Raw genomic sequence first — 17,749 nt, 5'->3', positions numbered from 1 at the left:
CTGAGAATTGACGGCGCGTGAACACCGCCATGATATGCCGCCCCTCAGGGCATCACCAACTTTCGCTCATTACTCGCTTCGGATGCCACGGGTGCCCTGAACTCCATCATGGGTATGACGGGGATGAGCGCGGATGAGGTCGAAAGTTGCCTCACTGATCAGGCGCTTCTAGATAAAATTACTGCGGTCGCAGAGTCAGGCAGGAAACTCGGCGTCGACTCTACGCCGACTTTCTTTGTCAATGGCAAGCCCTACAAGGGGTCCATGACGATCGAGCAGTTCAGCGCAATTCTCGATCCGCTTCTGGCGGCTGAGTAAATAACAGCACCCTCGACGGGAAAAAGAGGCCGAGAAAAGATGACTTTCCACATTCACAAAGCCAGTATTCTCGCCGGTTGTGTTTTCGCCGGCTTGACCTTCCAGCCAGTTCTCGCCGTTGGACAGGAAGATGTCGTCGCGCGTGTGAACGGCGAGGTGTTAACGACTGCCGATGTCGCCATGGCCGCCGAAATTTACGGGGATCAGCTCGCCGGCGCTCCCGAAGAGGCGCGCCGTTCGGCGATCGTGGACGTCCTGATCGATATGCGGATCGCCGCGGATGCAGCGAGAGCCGAAGGGATCGAAGAAGAAGATGGCTTTAGGCGGCAGATGGCCTTCCTTCGCAATCAAACTCTTCGGGCGCTCTTCCTCGAACAGCGCGTTGCCGAAGCGGTGAGCGATGAAGCAGTCCGCAAGGCGTACGATGAAAAGATATCTGAAGTTCCTCCCGTTGAAGAAGTGCGATTGAGACACATCCTGCTTTCCACCGAGCAGGAGGCGGAGGACGTGGTCGCCGCGCTTGACAATGGCGCGGATTTTGCCGCCCTTGCTTCGGAGAGGTCCAAGGACGAGGCTTCGAGGAATGCGGGCGGTGATCTCGGCTTTGTGACGGTCGGCCAGACGATCGCGGCGGTAGACGAAGCCGCCGCAGAACTGGCGCCCGGCGAGTATACCGCCTCCCCCGTCAAGAGCGCGTTCGGCTTCCACGTCGTCGAGGTGGAAGAAAGGCGAAACCGGCCCGCGCCCAGCTTCGAAACGGTGGCGCCGCAAATCAGAAGGGCACTGGAGTCAGCCGCCGCTCAAAGAATTATGAATGAGCTTCGTACCGAAGCGAAGGTCGAAAAACTTGTTCCCGACGTACCGCTTCCTCAGGCTGACGACGGGCACAATCACGGCCCCGCTGGGGCGCAGGAGTAGGTGCCCGGTCTCGGCAACCCCAAGCAGATACCGAGCTCATTCTGTATCGCGAAACATCTGAAACCGGAGTCAGCATGAAAAAGCGGAAGAACGTGATCGGTGCCGTCGTCTTTCTGATGACTGGAGGAGTCGCAACAGCCGACGCGCTCGAATTCGAAGTGGCGAAGACCCAATCCTGCGGGTGCTGCCTTGCTTGGATTGAGGTGCTGCAAGCGGCCGGCCACAACGTAGAATCGCGCAACCTGCCTATGGCCACCCTGATGCAGCACAAGGTTAAGAATGGGATCGGTCCGGACATGACATCCTGCCATACTGCCAAGGTTGCCGGATATACCATAGAGGGCCACGTTCCCGTCGAGGACATTGAGCGGCTCGTAAAAGAGAAGCCGGACGCGATCGGACTTGCGGTGCCGGGAATGCCGGTAGGGTCCCCCGGGATGGAGTACGGCGAAACCCGGGACGCATTCGATGTATACTTGGTCAAAGCCGACGGAACGACTGAGGTCTTCAATTCATATAGGGCAGTCGAATAGAGTGGATCCTCGCAATCGTTCTTTAACGCTCGGGTTTCTCCAACGGGGGTGATCGAGCGCGGTGCCCGTGCAAAAATCGTCGGGATCAAAGACCCCCAGCGTTCGCTCGGATGTCGGAATAGTGTTTTGTCGGTCGCCATGGGAGCGGTTTCCTGCCTGGAAACTATGAAACTATGCGGGACGCGCAAGCTTGAGCGTTTGGGCGAATGAGGCCGGAGAGGTCCGCCGACGCAATTGTGATCGGAGCGGGTGTGTCCGGCTTGGTGGCAGCTCGAGGGCTCGAGCTGGCGGGATGGAAATGCCTCGTTTTAGAGGCTCGAAACGAAGTAGGTGGGAGGACGTTGTCCCGCCGGCTCGACAACAAGTCTGCCGATCTCGGTGGGGAGTTCATCAATAGCGGCCACCGGCGCACGCTGGTGCTTGTCTCCGAACTCGGGCTTCGGATTGCGAAGGCAAAGATAATCTGGCCGCAATGGCGTGATCGCCGAGGCCGGTTGCGCAAGCTTCCCGATCTTGCCCCAGGAGACGTGATTCGCGTTGGTCGAGCTCTTTGGAGGTTAGATAAACTGGCCAAGAAAGTTGACCCGTTCCGACCCCTCACTTCACCAATTGGCGCTTGGGCCGATGAGAGATCCGTTGGGGGTTGGTTGCGAGAGCGCGGGGTCCGGGGTCTCGATTATGAATTTTTCAAAGTGCTCATTGGTGCGTTCGCGACGGCTCCGGCCGAGAAAATCTCGCTCCTGCAAGTGCTCTGGTGGATTGCGGCGGAAGGTGGACTGGGCAGAGCCCTGCGACAGAAATACTTCCTGGAGCAAGGGGCTCAAGCGCTCTCGAAATCGCTGGCCGACGGACTTGCCGGGAATGTTATTCTTTCAGCCCCTGTGCGGTCCGTCTCGCAGGCCAATGGGCTCGTTTCGGTCCGGATGGCTTGCGGGCAAACCTACGCTGCTCCCTGGATGATTTCAGCTATTCCGCTGAACCAACTCGCCAAACTCGAATGCGACCCACCGCTGGAACCTGAACAGATCGCACTCTGCGTCGGTCTCAGTTATGGCCGTGCCGCAAAGGTGGCAACTGTAATTGACGATGAATCATCGATGCCGTCCCCAACATTCGGCGGAAGCCCTCTTGCACTCGCCTGGCCCCGCTGCGGGAGCATCTTTTGCGGATTTGCGTTCGGCGAGGATGCAAGCGCGGGGGTGAGTGTCCTTGCGGATGACCTGAGGTTCCTGGCTGACCTAAAAAGGCAGCCGAAGTCGGTCCATGTCGGATGGGAACGGGAGCCGTTCATCCAAGGTACATATCCAGCTCCTGAGCCCGGCCAACTTTCGCGGCTCGGACCTGCTCTCTCGACGCTCAGCCATGGTCGCGTGTACTTCGCCGGTGCAGAAAGAAGCTCGCGCCCGTGGTCGATCGAGGGCGCGGTGGAAAGCGGAGAACGCGCGGCCAGCAATGTCGATGCCATGCTGTCGAAAGGATAGAGCCGGCGCGTTTTGCGCTCAAGTCGCCGTGAGCGTGTTGAAACACTCTGAATGTAAGCGCCCGCCGAAGATTCTGCCGTCGTGAAGCAACCGCTGTCACTACAAATTGGGATGCCTAGCGAGCCGCCGGCAGTCGCCCATCCGCTCTGTGCGATCATAGGAAGCAGTTTGGTAAGTTGACCCGCCGCGGCACCCAAGTGCATAGATTCGTCATGATTCGACTCCCACGCTCGACGATCCCTCGCGTCAAGGTATGTGCGTTCACATGTGTCGTGTTCTTCGTTGGCGCGGCTTCAATCTTCTATTGGTCTTCGACGCAGACCACCGTTGCCGAGAAATCGACATCAGCGCCAAAAGAGCGCCGAGGTATCGCTGATCTGCCTGAGCGAATTGACACCGCACCCGGCAAGGGCCCACGGTTGAGTGCGATTCGAGACCGCGACCTCGATCAAAACCACGGCGAGCCATTTGTTCTGATCAAACGGCCACTGAGCGCGGCCATAAATCATAAGTCTCACCGAGAAGCCATCAGCATCACGGCGATTGGCAAAACACAACTGGGACGGGAACTTGTAAAGGGTATCCGTTCTTCCGCTGCCAGTCGATCGCGGGCGCCGCTGCTTGCCGTCCAGCCCGCAGACCTGTTGCGTGGCGGCGTTGCCGTCAGCTATTTTCCGTCACCGAAATCGAGACCGGTAGCCCTAGAAGCCGCGGTGGTGGACCATGGCGAAGCTGCGTCTTCATCAGCATCGGCTGAGGTGAGGTTCGGCGATGGATTGATCAATGTCCTAAAGAACATTGGGCTGACCCAAGCAGATCTAATCAGCTTGCTTCCAGCTATCGCAGAAACCACTGCCGAAACTTTGTATCCAAGCGAGGTCGTCGGTGTGTGGTGGGCCAAGGATGGTCGCCACGCCGACCGACGGCACATCGAGCAGGTCTCGATTTTTGATGGGAAAACCGAAAGGATCCGTTTCACTCGCCAGACCTCCGGGGCGTTCCGAAGTGAAACGGAGATTGAGGTCGCGGCAAAAATACCGCCCAGGCCTGTGACGTTGGCGGAAGCCCTTTCCTTGGAGCTGATGGCTTCGGGGGTGAAGCGATCCGATGTAGCAGACTTGCTCTTCGCGCTGTGGGATCAGATTGATCTGACTAAGATCGTAACCTCAGATGACGAAATTCAGGCAGTGCTGGAATCCGAACCTTCTTCTTCGCGAATCATGCCGGTTTACCTTAAGCTGGCTACAGACGGTCGGACTTTTGAAACTTTCCGATTCTCGCCGAAGGGAACAAAGCCAGACTATTTTGAACGGACTGGACGGCGTTTGGGCGGCGGCTTCATCGACAAGCCGATGGAGTTTGGCCGCCTTACATCGGCATTCGGTGCCCGCCGCCATCCGCTCAAAAACGGCCAGCGTTTCCATGCTGGGCTCGACTTGGCCGCGCCGCGTGGGACAGCCGTTGTTGCTGCGCGTGAGGGCCGGGTTACGCGCGCGGGAACGACTTCAGGTTACGGCAAGATGGTTGAAGTTTCTCACGACGGCGGATGGACATCAAGGTATGCCCATATGGACGCGGTGCGAGATGATCTAGAGCCCGGCGACCTCGTACGGAAGGGACAGGTCATCGGCTATGTTGGTTCGACGGGTCTATCGACCGGCGCTCACCTGCATTATGAAATCCGCAACGGCGGCAAGCCGATAAATCCCAAAGAAGCTGTTGGCGAGCCCAGCCAACTCAGCGGACGTGATATGGCGACCTTCAAGAAGAGAGTAGCCGAGGTTGATAATTTTCGGGCTAGTCCAAAGTTGTTGGCGGTCAGTAAGTTCGTGCACATCTGAACGATGGCGTTGCCGTTATGTCCCGAGCTTTCAATGCATCCTCCTTGGGATCGGAGTATCGGCTTGTCTGGACTTTAATTGTCGCATGCCGAAGGGACAGATGTCAGCACGTTTCAGATCTGTCGGGACGACGTAAACACATTTATGAAAAGTTTCTGCAATAGCTCGATTGCAACAGCACATTTTCGCGAGGAATTCAGGGACGCTTGGTAGTGCTCCGAGAAAACGAGTTCGGGAGCACGTCATGTTCAGGTCAGTTCTTCTGGCAACCATTGGGATTATTTCAATGATCGGTTCGGCAGATGCCGACGCCCTCCATCTGAACCCGTCGCAGCGAGCGGATAGTCCGACTTTGCGAGAGTTTGAGCCCACCACAGTTCCTTTCGGTTATTACGAATTCTGTAAGCGTTATAGGTCCCGTTGCGCCCGTCCGACAGGAAAGGACAGCATAAAACTGACAGAAGAACGCTGGCAGGCTATGGTGAAATCCAATTGGCTGGCCAACACCAAGATCATGCCAAAAACAGATAAGGAGATCTTCGGCGTCGAGGAGCGTTGGGAATATCCTAACATCTTTGGTGATTGCGAAGACTACGTGCTTCTCAAACGCAAGCTTTTACTTGAGCAGGGTTTCCCTCTCGGCGCTCTTCGGATCACCGTCGGACTTGACGCAGATGGAGGAGGACACGCGGTTCTTACGGTAGCTACTGATCTTGGTGATTTTGTCCTCGACAATGTCGAGCAGGAAATTAAACGCTGGGACGAGACAGAGATTCAGTACCTAAAACGGCAGTCGGGCGAAGACCAGAATGTCTGGGTGAGCCTCGTTGATCCAGTAGTCGCCGAGCGCTCGAACGATCGGGAGCGCAGTACCGCGAGAATGCGCTAGTTTTCTACGTTATTGATACTGCAGGCGGCTGCCAATCGTTCCAAAGAAGCTCCAGCCGTACCATGTAGGCTGCCGGCGCTGGCTAGTTTGGCAGTGCGCCCCGTCGGTGACGGAAAATAGAACATATGGTATCATCAAAGTCGAAGCTCGCGGATATTCGCGGCAAAGCTGAAGACGTGCAGTGGGCTACTGTGAGTGCCATAATGACTTTGCTCGGCAAAATGAGCCGCTGTTTATTTGCAGCCGTTTTCGTAATGGCGGCCGTCTTTTACGCGGATGCAGCCGAATTGTCGCCAGTTGGCACCTATCTTTGGTTTCCCGGCCGGATAGGCGCGAACGCGGACCAAGAGTGCCGTGAACTGGTCGCCCGTGTCCGCCCATCCGGGGAGAAGGCAGAGATGTCGTTTTGGGGAGCCGTTCCGGACGGCGCCCAATTTGAAGAATCATTTTACCTGATCCTCACGGAAAGCCGGATGGAAGCAACCTATGCGGCCGAGGGCGACTACAGCTCCGGCGCAGTGGAGATCGGCGAAACGAAAGCCGGGAAGACATCGTTTAAGCTGATGCCCGACGATCATCCCGGTCTGACAATCCAGGGCGAGATTGTGGCGAAGCCAGGGAAAGAAATCATTGCTGTCACGATCCGAGGGATTCCTGTTGACGGCGGAAAGGTGGACCGGACCACCTATTTCTGCCGGTTCGAAGAGCCAGAATCGGCGATCTAAGGCCGGCAAACCTCGCTGCAGTGGCGGTGCCGCGCGACTGCCGCTGTGTTAGCTGAACCAGAGATGCGAGCAGTGCGAGTATCCCAAGGTAAGCCGGCGTCTGCACGCCCACGGCCGCCGAATCGACGCGCAGAAGATGCTCTCTCTCAGGTGCTTGTCATGTCCGGGGTCGTCCGGGAGATTGCGTTTGCGGGTCGCCAGATAGCCGACCGTGACGAGGATCGGAATGCCGATCACGGTTGAGCCGAGGACAGCGCCCAAGCCGATCCCGGAAGCGTCCCGGATCGCGCTCGTAATATTCACCCCAACTTCGGGGCTGGCCATCGCAATACCGATTAGCGAGCCACCTGCTGCGGCCGAGATACCCCACTACCGACGCACCTTCTTGAAGGGCTTGGCGAGGTTCTCCGGCCCCCAATGCGCGGCGTACACGGCTGCAAGCAGAACCGCCACCCGGATCCAAACATTCATTTAGCCTTCACTTCAGGTCACCTTGCGCGTTCTGCATCATCTCGATCTCGTTTATCCGATGCGTCCGAGCGCCGGGAACGTCTGGAGGAGCCAGATCGCGAAACTGCTGAGATAACCGGTGATCATCGCGATCCCCATGAGCACCATGATCCCGCCGGCGACAACCTTAAGAACGCGGCCCGTTCGCCGCATGGTTTTCATCCGCGCCATGAAGCCGCGCATGAAGAGGGCCGCCAAAATGAAGGGCAGGCCGAGGCCGAGCGAATAGACGGCCAGGAGGACTGTTCCGCTTCCGGCAGTTGCGTTCGCGGCCGACAGCGCCAGAATCGCGCCGAGGACCGGCCCGATGCATGGTGTCCAGCCAAAGGCAAACGCAAGCCCAGAAGATAATTTGCCCAGGGGCCGCCGCCCCGCGAGCCTGAATGAAATCTCATATCGCGATCCAGCCAAGGCATAGGTACCAGGCCGGTCGTGAACAGGCCGAGGACGATGACGATCGTGCCACCGATCAAGTTCGCTTCGTAAAGATGCGTGCGCAGCAGTCCGCTCAGAGCGCTGGCTCCGAGCAGGACGAGCACGGTGGTGAAGCCGAGAACGAAACAGAGGCTCAGGCCAAGTGTGCGACCTGTCCCCTTGAGGCTTGCCCCGCCGCCAGAAAACCCATCAGGGCTGATCGAGCGCCCGGCGACATAAGAGATTTAGCCGGGCACGAGCGGCAGGACGCAAGGCGACAGAAAAGAAACCACGCCCGCGGCAAATGCCGTGGCTATGCCGATGCCGGAGGAGTCCACTACGGCAGCACCTCCGTCACCGCGTGACGCCGGTCGCCGACGCAAACTCGCGCAGATCGGCGCTCGCATCCCGCACAATCGACCACGATGATTGCAGGAACAGACCGGCAATCGCCGCCGCCACGAGAAGGTCCGGCCAAGCCGTTCCCGTCCAGGCGACAAGCCCCGCCGCAGCGACGACTGCCGCGTTGCCGATCGCGTCATTGCGCGAAAACAGCCAAACCGCTCGCACATTGGCGTCGCCGGTCCGGTGAGGCAGCAGCGGAAGAACCGCGATCACATTGACCGTAAGCGCAATCAACGCGAACAGACCCATCAACTCGGCCTCGGGCTGTTGCTGTACGAGCACGCGATAGGCTGTATTGGCAAGAACCCCGAAACCAAGCGCGCTAAGAAACAGGCCCTGCACCAAAGCGGAACGGGCGCGCCAAATAAGGCTCCACCCGATAGCAAGTATGCCGAGGAAGGTAATCAGGCCGTCGCCCAGGAAGTCGAGAGCATCGGCCTTAAGGGCCTGCGATCCCGAGAGGAACCCGCCGAACATCTCGATGACGCCATAACCGACATTGAGCGCCACCACGATCCACAGCGCTCGCTTGTAGGCTGGCGTGACATGCCTCAGATCCTTCGGCAGATCGTCGATGTCGCCTTCTGCATGGAGATTTGGCGCGTCCAGGCGATCGAGCCTATAGCCGATGCCTGTCACGGCGCGTTCAATCTCTGGAAGGCGCACCGCTGATTCACCCACATGCAAGGTCATGATCTGCGTGGCTGTCGAGACCTTCACGTCTTCGACCCCGACTGACCGCACCGCCTTCTCGATTTTCGCCGCGCAGGAGGGGCAGTCCATGCCGATGACGCGGTAGCGCGCCGTCTCGGCATCGTACGTTGGACCTGTTATGTTCATGTCCATCTTCCCTAATCGAAAAGGAGCATATATTATTCGTGGCTGATATGTCGAGCGGTGCTGAACTGATCGAGAGAGTCGATTCCCCGGCCGTTGCCCTGCGGGCGAAGCTGTTTCGGGGATTAGCTGATGCCTCGCGGCTGTCAATCCTGGACGCCTTGCGCACGGGACCGTTGTCCGTGGGCGAGATCGTCGCGACAACCGGGCTGTCGCAGTCGAACGCGTCAAACCATCTGCGGTGCCTCAACGAATGCGGGCTCGTCACCGGGGAGCAGCGCGGGCGCTTCGTTCATTACCGGCTAAGCGATCCTCGCCTGAATGATCTGCTTGTGCTAGCCAACGAGTTGCTGCGGGAGATGGCCTGCGCTCTCGAAGCCTGCGGGAACTATGCCGAGAAGTGATCTTCGGCAGAGACCGTGGCCAACCAGGATACCGAATGTTCATCACCAGCAAGCAGCTCCGAGAAGCGCTCGAAGCGCAACAGATTGGCATCTACTTTGGAGCAGTCCTGCTCGCCGCGCTTACCGCCTTGCTCCTGCCCGAAACGGCCACTCTTGAGGCGGTCATCAATCCGGCGCTGGCCGCCATGCTGTTCGTGACCTTCTTGCAAGTTCCGCTCGCGGACCTTGGACGCGCTTTCCGGCGGATCCGGTTCCTTACGGCCCTACTCGTCGCGAACTTCGTCCTGATGCCGCTCCTCGTAACGCTCCTCTTCCAGTTCGCGCCGGCGGACCCGCTGGTGCAGATCGGCGTTCTCTTCGTCCTGCTCACGCCCTGCATCGACTACGTGGTGACGTTCTCCCATCTCGGTCGCGCCGACGCGCGCCTTCTCCTTGCAGCCACGCCCACGCTCCTGATCGTTCAGATGGCGCTGTTGCCGATCTATCTCCGCCTGTTCCTCGGCGCTGGCGCCGCCGATCTCGTCCAGCCCGGACCGTTCCTTCACGCATTTGTCTGGCTGATCGCCATTCCCCTCGCGCTCGCCGCCCTTGTGCAACTCGGGGCCGCGCTGAACCGATGGGTGGAACGCATGTCAGCTGGGCTTGGCGTGTTGCCGGTCCCTGCGACGGCCCTCGCCCTGTTAGTGGTGATCGCAGCCGTTGTGCCCCAGCTCGGACCCGCGATAAACGCCGCCCTGCGGGTAGTGCCGATTTATATCGCCTTTGCTATTATAGCGCCCCTGATCGGGTGGGGTATCGGCCGGGTGCTGTTCCGTCTCGACGCGCCGGCCAGTCGCTCGCTCGCATTCAGCGCCGGCACCCGGAACTCTCTGGTGGTGCTGCCGCTCGCCTTCGCCGTCCCGGGGGCGGTCCCAATCCTGCCGGCGGTGATCGTCACCCAGACGCTCGTCGAGCTGGTGAGCGAGCTGGTCTATGTGCGCCTTGTTCCGAGGCTCGGCGCGAAACGCCGCTTCCGAGCTTCGGATACGTGACAGGGCGCCGGCTAGCTCAGCGTGGTGAGATCTGGCGGCATCGCGGAGATGCACGAAGTGCGCGCTTCGGCCGGGCACCTGCCCCGTCCGCGGATCAGCTCACCCTTGTCCTCCAACTCTTTAGACAGGGTCAATCCGTACCAGACAGCCCATGAAATCCTCTAGTTCTGCCAACCGGAAATGCACCGAGCGCAGCGGTTTGCGGTTGAAAACCTGAGCAGAGAAGAGTATTATTGCAACTCATTCTCATTTGCAGGAATAGACCAATGATCGACGTTTCCGAGTGGCTGCGAGCACGCTTGAGCAGGCGCGGCATCTTGGCGGCGGGATTGGCGGCTGCCGGCGGTTCGGTAATCTCCGCGGCCGCTGCTACGGGAGAGAGCCGGCGCGAAGCCTCATCGGCGCAGGCGGACGGGCATGGAGCGGGCGAGGCTGGCTCGCCTCACGGCTCAAGCCACGGCGCGATGATGACCGTGGGAGAGGTCGATGCAACGCGCAATGGCTTCGACACGGCAGAGATGCTGACTGAATGGGAGACGGGAACCGTGTCCCGCCTGCCCGACGGGCGGGTTCTGCGCACCTTCGAGATCGACGCGGTCGACAAGGAGATCGAGATCGCGTCCGGTGTGATGTTTCCGGCCTGGACCTACAACGGCAGGGTTCCCGGCCCGGCGCTCAGGGCAACCGAGGGTGAAAGGCTGAAGATCGTCTTCCGCAACTACGGCTCTCACCCCCACTCCATCCACTTCCACGGCATCCACGCGGCACGCATGGACGGCATTCCCGGCGCCGGAGTGATCGGACCCGGCGAGGAGTTCATCTACGAATTCGACGCAAAACCCTTCGGCTGCCACTTCTATCATTGCCACGCGTTGCCCCTGAAGCGACACATCCACAAGGGCCTCTACGGGCTCTTCGTGGTCGACCCCGATCCGGCGCGGCATCCGGAGCACACACAAATCGCCCGCTCGCGCCTCTTCGGTACGCCGGAAAGTACCGAGTGGCAGGAATTCGCGATGGTGATGAACGCCTTCGACACCAACTTCGACGATGAGAACGAAGTTTACGCGGTCAATACGGTCGCACATGCCTACATGAAGCGGCCGATTCCCATCGTGCGGGATAGGCCGGTGCGCGTCTATCTCGTCAACGCCGTCGAATTCGATCCCGTCAATTCCTTCCACCTGCATGGAAACTTTTTCGACTACTACGATCACGGCACGACGCTCACGCCGACGCTCAGGACCGTCGACACGATCATGCAGTGCCAGGCGCAACGCGGCATCCTCGAATTCTCCTTCAATGACCATGAGCCGGGCCTCTACATGTTCCACGCGCACCAGTCCGAGTTTGCCGAGCTTGGCTGGATGAGCTTTTTCGATGTCCGGGAGGCAGTGGCATGAACGACGCACGACCCATTGCCACGGCAACCCCGACTGCGCCTCCGCGATCGCGCACAGCCCTTGTCTGGCTTCTCCTGCCGCTTACGGTGCTCGCTCTTGCCATTGCCTGGCTGGTCGCGACAGACCCGTTGAGAAGCTTCGACAATGGTGCGCCGCCGGTCGAGAATCTGACATTCGAGCGGACGATCCTGTCATCCGACGGTATCGACGTTCGCGTTCGCGCCGGCGGCTCTGAGCCGATGATCATCGCCCAGGTCCTCGTCGACGATGCCTATTGGCAGTTTACCCAGGAACCGTCCGATCCGCTCGGACGCGGCGAAACCGCCTGGATTCACCTGTCCTACCCCTGGGTGCTGGGCGAGGCGCACGTGGTCAAGATCATCACCAACACCGGAGCGACGTTCGAACACGAGATACCGGTCGCGGTACCGACGCCCGTCGCAACCGCGGGAAGTCTCGGCAACCAGGCGCTTCTGGGCGCCTTCGTCGGCATCGTCCCGGTCGCCATAGGGCTCATGTTCTATCCGGCGCTGCGCGGCGTCGGCCAGGCGGGGATGAATTTTCTCCTTGCCCTGACGGTGGGGCTGCTTGCCTTCCTGATGGTCGATGCCGCGGGCGAAGCACTGGAGATTGCCGGCGAAGCCGCTGCCATATTCCAGGGTCAGGTCATGGTCGTTCTGTCGGCCGCGGCGAGCTTCCTCCTGCTGATGGCCGCCGGCCGCCAGGGAGGAACGCCTGCCGGTTTGACGCTCGCCACATTCATTGCGCTCGGCATCGGACTGCACAATCTCGGCGAGGGCCTCGCGATCGGCGCGGCTTTCGCCTCGGGTGCGGCAGGGCTCGGCACCTTCCTGGTGCTCGGCTTCACCATTCACAACATTACCGAGGGCATCGGCATCGCGGCCCCGATGCTGAAGGCACGACCGGCGCTGTGGACGTTTGCAGCGCTGACGCTGCTTGCCGGCGGGCCGGCGGTGCTGGGGCTCTGGGTCGGAAGCCTCGCCTATGCGCCGCAGTGGTCGGCGCTTGCGCTTGCCATCGGAGCAGGCGCGATCCTGCAGGTGGTCGTCGAGGTCACCGCATATCTCATGAAGTCCGACGGGCGCGGCGTCACGGCCCTTGTCTCCTGGCCGGTTTTGTCAGGCGTGGCGGTGGGCGTCGCGTTCATGTACGGCACCGCCATGTTGGTGAAGATCTGACCGCGAACGCCGCCGCGTCGGGTTCCGGCCGTCCCGCTGCGGTTCCCGCTCGGGCACTCGTCCGTGAAGATGGACCGGTCACAGGCGGGAAGGCTTCGGTGCCCATTCATCGAGCCACCGCTTCGCCCGATCGCGATCGGCGAGGGCAAAACAGCGCACGCCCGAAGCGCTGACTGGCCAAATGCGGCCAATTCCCTCTCCAGAGGGAAACGAGAAGTCGAGCCCAAACGCTGTCACTGACAATCGCCGCCGCGAGCCGAATCGATGGCCCGTACCTGAGATCGTGCCATATACCGATCCACGTCGATATGAACGACAGGAAGCCGAACTCCTCGGCCTCTTCTTATACCCGAACGCTTCCAAAGTGTTCAGTCTTCGCGGCAAGTTTGCGGTAGAGCATGTCATAGTCGGCCTTCGTGACCGGGCCCGTCATGCCCACCGAAATCAGATCATCCCGGTCCTCCAGGATCTCGAGCATGGGTCCTCCACCCGATATCTCAGCTTGGCGCTACGTGGTCATCGGCCGAACATTTGGAGTGGTCGGCAAGAACTTCGATGACGCGGCAATCGGCTATCTTGCCGCCATGGCGATGCGCAAGCATCCGCTCCAGCTCCTGCTTGAGCGACTGCAACCGCGCAATGCGAATCTCCACCGCCTCAAGCTGCGCTGCCGCGATCGCGTCCGCTGCCTCGCAGGGCTGCGAGGGGTGATCGGCGAGCTTGAGCAACTCCCGAATCGCATCCAGGGGAAAGCCGAGCTCGCGCGCGTGGCGGATAAACGCCAGCCGGTCGCGATCGCGGTTGCTGTAGAGGCGTTGGTTTCCGCTCGAGCGTTCCGGCTCCGGGAGTAGCCCGATCTGCTCGTAATAGCGGATCGTCTGCACCTTGCAGCCGGTTTCGCGTGACATCTGTCCGATCGTAAGCCGACCGTCTCTCATTAAATCAAGCTCCAGAAGCTATAGCTCTTTGCTGTGAGATAGTTGGCACAGACGGCACTGACAACCGCCCGACCTCCTGTTTGCACGGGTGCCGGCATAGACAGCCGGCTCGTGTCCTTCGAGAACTCTCCATTGAAAACCTGGCATCCTCCAGCCCATGAAGCTACAGCCACTGTAGAGGTTACACTCTTTGCCGAACGTCTATGGGCCGCGCTTGCGCCGGTTTCCAAGCGCACGGAATGGCCCCGCATCCTATCGGCAAACGCTTTGCGAGGACATTGCATGCTCACCGCTACCTTCCTTGTCACCACGGCAGCGGCTATACTGCTGGTTGCGCTGCTGTGCTGGTCCGTTGCGAAACCTGCCCAGCGCATCTGGCCGCCTCCCTCGGGGCAAGCGGGATGGCAGTTCTGGCTGGTGTGGGCGCTGATCGGGCTGCTGATCGTCGGAATGCTCTACGTCGGCATCGCCGATTACGGCAGCCTCGGGCTGGATGCGTGGCCCTGGCGGGTGGTCGGCGGCATCCTTGTGGTCTTGGGCAATGCACTTGCCTGGTGGGGTGTCGCCAGCCTCGGCGGGAGGCCGACGACCGGAATGGCCGGCGATTTGGTCACTGGCGGCCCCTACCGGTTCACGCGCAATCCCCAGTACATCGGCGACATCCTCATCATCGCCGGCTTTGTGCTTGCGGCCAATTCCTGGCTCGCATTGTTGCCGGCAATCTTGGCGGCGATCAGCGCGTTCATCGCCCCATTTGCCGAGGAACCGTGGCTCGAAGCGCGGCTTGGCGACGCCTATTGCGACTACAAGCGGCGCGTTCCTCGCTTCATCTGAGACCACTCGAAATCTTCGCATCGGGTCTTGAACCTACAGCGGCTAGAGGTCCTATCTTTTGGATGGAACAATAAGGGCCGACCGCGGAACGGTGCATCGTAGCCTCCGCGACGCGGACAGGAGATACCATGCGGAGCGAAAAAGAACACGGCCACGGACACCCCCAAGGGCACGAATGTGGGCATTCTCACCCGCACGATCATATGCACTCCCGCGATCACGATCACGGCCATGCCTGCTGCGGCGGCGATGACGAGAGCTTGGCTGCCGGACAGACGCACTCCGCCGGGGCAGCGCGGCTGACCTTCAAGGTCTCGGGTCTCGATTGCGCCGAGGAGGTTTCCATCCTGAAGCGCGAGATCGGCCCGCTCGTCGGAGGCGAGGACAAGCTCGCGTTCGACGTGCTGAACGGACGCATGATGGTGCTGAAAGATGCCGACATTGTCGCGGCCGACGATATCCGTCAGGCCGTTGGCCGCACCGGCATGACGGCAGAGGAGTGGCGGCCCGGCCAGGGGCGGTCGGAAGCCGACGATCGGCACCGCCGTCTGCAGGTATGGTTCACATGCCTGAGCGGGCTTGGTGTCCTGGCGGGGCTTGCCCTGCATGTGTGGCTGGCAGGCGGGTTCGCGCAAGCCTTGGGGCTTTTCGGCGGACATGACGGGCAGGCCCTGCCTTGGCCCGAGATGGTTGCCTACGCCGTCGCCATAGCCTCTGGCGTGCGGTTCGTCCTGCCGAAGGCTTGGTTTGCAGCCAGACGCCTTCGCCCTGACATCAATCTCCTGATGGTCATCGCCGTTGCCGGCGCCATCGTCATCGGTGAGTGGTTCGAGGCGGCGACGGTCGCCTTCCTCTTCGCCCTATCGCTGGCACTGGAGAGTTGGAGCGTCGGGCGCGCACGGCGCGCCGTGTCGGCGCTGCTCGACCTCGCCCCGCCGACCGTCCGAGTGAAAGCCAACGACGGGACGGAAAGAGAGGTGCCGGCGGCCGACGTCGCGGTCGGTTCGCGTTTCGTCGTGAACCCGGGAGAGCGCATCCCGCTCGACGGGCACGTCGTGGCGGGACAAAGCAGCGTCAATCAGGCGCCGATCACCGGCGAGAGCGTTCCGGTGGCGAAGGAGGAAGACGCGGAAGTCTTCGCCGGCACCATCAACGGCGATGGCGCGCTGGAAATCGAAAGCACTAAGGCCGCCGAGGACACAACGCTTGCCCGTATCATCCGCATGGTGGAGGAGGCGCACAGCCGCCGCGCCCGGGCCGAGCAGTGGGTGGAGAAGTTTGCCCGCATCTATACGCCGGCCGTCATCATTCTGGCGATCGCAATCTTCCTGGTACCGCCGCTCGTCTTCGGCGCGGCATGGGGAGACTGGTTCTATCGTGCCCTGGTGCTGCTCGTGATCGCGTGTCCCTGCGCGCTCGTGATCTCGACACCGGTCAGCATCGTGGCAGCGCTTGCGTCTTCGGCGCGCAACGGTGTCCTGGTCAAGGGTGGCGTGTTCATCGAGCAGCCCGCTACGTTGAAGGCCCTGGCGTTCGACAAGACGGGCACCATAACGCGAGGAGAACCCGCAGTGGTCGGTGTGACGCCCCTTAACGGCCACACGGAAGAGGAATTGCTCGATCGGGCAGCCGCGCTGGAAGCCCGCAGCAGCCATCCGTTGGCGCGCGCGGTGATGGGATACGCGAAGGCGCGTGGCATCAGCCCGAAGCCGGCCGAGGACGTCCAGATGCTCAAGGGCAAGGGCGTGACCGGCATGTTCGCGGGGGAGCCGTTCTGGCTCGGCTCGCACCGCTATCTCGTCGAACGCGGTCAGCAGGATCCCGAGGTCGGTCGACAGGCCGAGGCGCTGGAGCGCGAGGGCAAGACTGTCGTTGCGATCGGCAATGATCGGCATGTGTGCGGCCTCCTGGCGATTGCCGACACGGTGCGGCCGGGTGCGGCAGAGACCGTTCGCAGGCTCCGTGCAAACGGCATCGAGCATCTCATCATGCTCACCGGCGACAACCGCACCACGGCGGAGGCGATCGCCCGCGAAGTGGGCATCGATGAGGTTCGCGCCGAGCTGCTGCCCGAGGACAAGGTGGCGGCGGTCGAGGCATTGGTCGATAGATACCGCACGGTGGCGATGGTCGGCGACGGCGTCAACGACGCGCCGGCCATGGCGCGGGCAAGCTTCGGCATCGCCATGGGCGCCGCGGGATCGGATGCGGCGATCGAGACCGCCGACATCGCGCTGATGACCGACGACCTCGGCAAGCTGCCATGGCTGATCAGCCATTCGAAGCGCACGCTCGCCATCATCCGCCAGAACATCGTCTTTTCGCTCGGCGTAAAGGCAGCCTTTGTCGTGCTTACCTTCGCCGGGTTCGCCACGCTGTGGGGTGCGATTGCCGCCGACGTCGGGGCTTCGCTCCTCGTCGTTTTCAACGCGCTGAGGCTGCTGCGGCCCGGCACGGATACGACAATGACGCGTGAGCCTTTCGAGAAGGCCGTGGACTCGATGGTGGTGGGACGGGTGACGCATGGGCACTGATCGAGCGAGCCGCCACAGGCTGGAAACGGCTTGCTGCGTCAATCGCGCGCGCGTTGGGGTGTCGCGTTGAATGAGCGACGATGGCTTGGGATAATGCGCCAGATAATTGAACTCGGTCAGGTTATATGAGTCGATTGCGCAAGAGAAATACGAGGGTGCTCGCCCTGAGCGGAACCCTTCTGGCGATCATGACGGGACTCGTGATCTATTCGCCGACCCTCTACCAGATGTTCTGCGACCTGACGGGCTACGGCGGAACGGTACAGCGTGCCGTCGCCCAGCAGCCGAACGCGGCGTCGAGAAATGAAAAGATCACCGTTCGCTTTGACGCCAATGTGGCGCCCGGACTGTCCTGGGAGTTCCGCCCTGAGCAGCGCATGGTGGAAACCCGTTTCGGGGAGCCGACCAAAGTCTATTACTACGCCAAGAACAATTCCGACGAGACCGTGGTCGCCAGGTGATCCACCCCCATTGAACGGGTCCACCTTGAAGTATGGTTTTGACCATGAAGGAGGACCACAATGGCAAACAAGCG

At 60.9% G+C, this 17,749-nt stretch carries 17 protein-coding genes and 1 pseudogene; 14 read left to right on the top strand and 4 right to left on the bottom strand.

Annotated elements, in window-relative coordinates; all coding sequences use genetic code 11:
• Positions 1–51 precede the first annotated feature (51 nt).
• The 7 genes from NYR58_RS19010 (at position 52) to NYR58_RS18980 (ending at position 6,705) form a co-directional block, all read left to right on the top strand.
• Positions 52–318 (top strand): DsbA family protein, encoded by a 267-nt coding sequence (locus NYR58_RS19010; protein ID WP_315903353.1) that lies wholly within the window; start codon positions 52–54, stop codon positions 316–318.
• Positions 319–357: 39 nt separating this feature from the next.
• Positions 358–1,236 (top strand): peptidylprolyl isomerase, encoded by an 879-nt coding sequence (locus tag NYR58_RS19005; protein ID WP_261522727.1) that lies wholly within the window; start codon positions 358–360, stop codon positions 1,234–1,236.
• Positions 1,237–1,310: 74 nt separating this feature from the next.
• Positions 1,311–1,769, top strand: a complete 459-nt coding sequence (locus NYR58_RS19000; protein ID WP_261522726.1) for a DUF411 domain-containing protein — start codon at positions 1,311–1,313, stop codon at positions 1,767–1,769.
• Between the two features lie 206 nt (positions 1,770–1,975).
• Positions 1,976–3,250 (top strand): flavin monoamine oxidase family protein, encoded by a 1,275-nt coding sequence (locus NYR58_RS18995; RefSeq protein WP_261522725.1) that lies wholly within the window; start codon positions 1,976–1,978, stop codon positions 3,248–3,250.
• A 272-nt stretch (positions 3,251–3,522) separates the two neighbouring features.
• The gene (locus NYR58_RS18990) at positions 3,523–5,091 is read left to right on the top strand and encodes a M23 family metallopeptidase (RefSeq protein WP_261522724.1); all 1,569 of its coding nucleotides are present in this window, start codon (positions 3,523–3,525) and stop codon (positions 5,089–5,091) included.
• A 244-nt stretch (positions 5,092–5,335) separates the two neighbouring features.
• Positions 5,336–5,980, top strand: a complete 645-nt coding sequence (locus NYR58_RS18985; RefSeq protein WP_261522723.1) for a transglutaminase-like cysteine peptidase — start codon at positions 5,336–5,338, stop codon at positions 5,978–5,980.
• A gap of 125 nt (positions 5,981–6,105) precedes the next feature.
• Positions 6,106–6,705 (top strand): hypothetical protein, encoded by a 600-nt coding sequence (locus tag NYR58_RS18980; RefSeq protein WP_261522722.1) that lies wholly within the window; start codon positions 6,106–6,108, stop codon positions 6,703–6,705.
• A 522-nt stretch (positions 6,706–7,227) separates the two neighbouring features.
• Here the strand turns inward: NYR58_RS18980 and NYR58_RS18975 are convergent.
• Both NYR58_RS18975 and NYR58_RS18970 read right to left on the bottom strand, forming a co-directional pair.
• Positions 7,228–7,967, bottom strand: a pseudogene (locus NYR58_RS18975) (cytochrome c biogenesis CcdA family protein).
• A gap of 16 nt (positions 7,968–7,983) precedes the next feature.
• Complete coding sequence (locus NYR58_RS18970) at positions 7,984–8,874, bottom strand: cation transporter (protein WP_261522721.1); 891 nt, start codon at positions 8,872–8,874, stop codon at positions 7,984–7,986.
• A gap of 47 nt (positions 8,875–8,921) precedes the next feature.
• Between NYR58_RS18970 and NYR58_RS18965 the strand changes: the two genes are divergently transcribed.
• From NYR58_RS18965 to NYR58_RS18950, 4 genes are all read left to right on the top strand, one after another.
• Positions 8,922–9,275 (top strand): ArsR/SmtB family transcription factor, encoded by a 354-nt coding sequence (locus tag NYR58_RS18965; RefSeq protein ID WP_261522728.1) that lies wholly within the window; start codon positions 8,922–8,924, stop codon positions 9,273–9,275.
• Positions 9,276–9,310: 35 nt separating this feature from the next.
• Positions 9,311–10,306, top strand: a complete 996-nt coding sequence (locus NYR58_RS18960) for an arsenic resistance protein (RefSeq protein ID WP_261522720.1) — start codon at positions 9,311–9,313, stop codon at positions 10,304–10,306.
• A gap of 266 nt (positions 10,307–10,572) precedes the next feature.
• The gene (locus NYR58_RS18955; protein ID WP_261522719.1) at positions 10,573–11,709 is read left to right on the top strand and encodes a multicopper oxidase domain-containing protein; all 1,137 of its coding nucleotides are present in this window, start codon (positions 10,573–10,575) and stop codon (positions 11,707–11,709) included.
• Entirely contained in the window at positions 11,706–12,908 is a 1,203-nt protein-coding gene (locus NYR58_RS18950; RefSeq protein WP_261522718.1) for a ZIP family metal transporter, read from the top strand. The genes NYR58_RS18955 and NYR58_RS18950 overlap by 4 nt, the downstream gene beginning before the upstream one ends.
• A gap of 343 nt (positions 12,909–13,251) precedes the next feature.
• Here the strand turns inward: NYR58_RS18950 and NYR58_RS18945 are convergent, their stop codons facing one another.
• Both NYR58_RS18945 and NYR58_RS18940 read right to left on the bottom strand, forming a co-directional pair.
• A complete protein-coding gene (locus NYR58_RS18945; RefSeq protein ID WP_261522717.1) occupies positions 13,252–13,386 on the bottom strand; it encodes a hypothetical protein in 135 nt (44 codons plus the stop codon).
• A gap of 19 nt (positions 13,387–13,405) precedes the next feature.
• Complete coding sequence (locus NYR58_RS18940) at positions 13,406–13,816, bottom strand: MerR family transcriptional regulator (RefSeq protein ID WP_261522716.1); 411 nt, start codon at positions 13,814–13,816, stop codon at positions 13,406–13,408.
• A gap of 312 nt (positions 13,817–14,128) precedes the next feature.
• Here NYR58_RS18940 and NYR58_RS18935 point away from each other — a divergent pair, with 312 nt between their 5' ends.
• The 3 genes from NYR58_RS18935 to NYR58_RS18925 all read left to right on the top strand — a co-directional run bounded on the left by NYR58_RS18935 (position 14,129) and on the right by NYR58_RS18925 (position 17,675).
• The gene (locus NYR58_RS18935) at positions 14,129–14,680 is read left to right on the top strand and encodes a methyltransferase family protein (RefSeq protein WP_261522715.1); all 552 of its coding nucleotides are present in this window, start codon (positions 14,129–14,131) and stop codon (positions 14,678–14,680) included.
• A gap of 203 nt (positions 14,681–14,883) precedes the next feature.
• The gene (locus NYR58_RS18930; RefSeq protein WP_261522714.1) at positions 14,884–17,214 is read left to right on the top strand and encodes a heavy metal translocating P-type ATPase; all 2,331 of its coding nucleotides are present in this window, start codon (positions 14,884–14,886) and stop codon (positions 17,212–17,214) included.
• A 188-nt stretch (positions 17,215–17,402) separates the two neighbouring features.
• A complete protein-coding gene (locus NYR58_RS18925; RefSeq protein ID WP_261522713.1) occupies positions 17,403–17,675 on the top strand; it encodes a cytochrome c oxidase assembly protein in 273 nt (90 codons plus the stop codon).
• The last annotated feature ends 74 nt before the right edge of the window (positions 17,676–17,749 follow it).

Origin of the sequence: Chelativorans intermedius (assembly GCF_025398255.1) — a bacterium.
Classification (GTDB): Bacteria; Pseudomonadota; Alphaproteobacteria; order Rhizobiales; family Rhizobiaceae; genus Chelativorans; species Chelativorans intermedius.
The sequence above is the reverse complement of the archived record's forward strand: the minus strand, read 5'-3'. Positions and strand labels throughout refer to the sequence as shown.